We start from the raw sequence: 775 nt of genomic DNA, 5'->3' as shown, positions 1-775 counted from the left end.
CAACGGCGACTGCGAACTGCAGGACATGGCGGGCGTGACGGGCCTGCGTGAAGTGCGCTACGGCTTCGATGGCGCGAACCACCTGAAGGACAAGAAGGACGAGTCGAACCCGTACTTCACCTACGACCCGTCGAAGTGCATCGTCTGCAATCGCTGCGTGCGCGCGTGCGAGGAAACCCAAGGGACGTTCGCGTTGACCATCGCGGCGCGCGGCTTCGAATCGCGTGTGGCGGCCAGCGAGAACCAGCCGTTCATGGACTCGGAGTGCGTGTCGTGCGGCGCGTGCGTCGCCGCATGCCCGACCGCGACGCTGCAGGAAAAGTCCGTGATCATGCTCGGCCAGCCGGAGCATTCGGCCATCACGACCTGCGCGTATTGCGGCGTCGGCTGCTCGTTCAAGGCGGAGATGAAGGGCAACCAGGTGGTGCGGATGGTGCCGCACAAGAACGGTCAGGCCAACGAAGGTCACGCGTGCGTGAAAGGCCGCTTCGCATGGGGCTATGCGACGCATAAGGACCGCATCACGAAGCCGATGATCCGCGCGAAGATCACCGACCCGTGGCGCGAAGTCAGTTGGGAAGAAGCGATCGCTTACGCCGCGTCGGAGTTCCGCCGCATTCAGGCGAAGCATGGGCGCGATTCGATCGGCGGCATCACGTCGTCGCGCTGCACGAACGAAGAAACTTATCTGGTGCAGAAGCTCGTGCGCGCCGCGTTCGGCAACAACAACGTCGATACCTGCGCGCGCGTGTGCCACTCGCCGACCGGCTACGGA

At 64.3% G+C, this 775-nt stretch carries 1 protein-coding gene; it reads left to right on the top strand.

Features of this window, described 5'->3' with window-relative positions:
- The coding region (locus tag PQR02_RS40635; RefSeq protein WP_408243422.1) for a molybdopterin-dependent oxidoreductase at nucleotides 1-775 on the top strand (775 nt) is incomplete at both ends.

The organism is Paraburkholderia sediminicola (genome assembly GCF_046026895.1).
Lineage (GTDB): Bacteria > Pseudomonadota > Gammaproteobacteria > Burkholderiales > Burkholderiaceae > Paraburkholderia > Paraburkholderia sediminicola_C.
The sequence above is the reverse complement of the archived record's forward strand: the minus strand, read 5'-3'. Positions and strand labels throughout refer to the sequence as shown.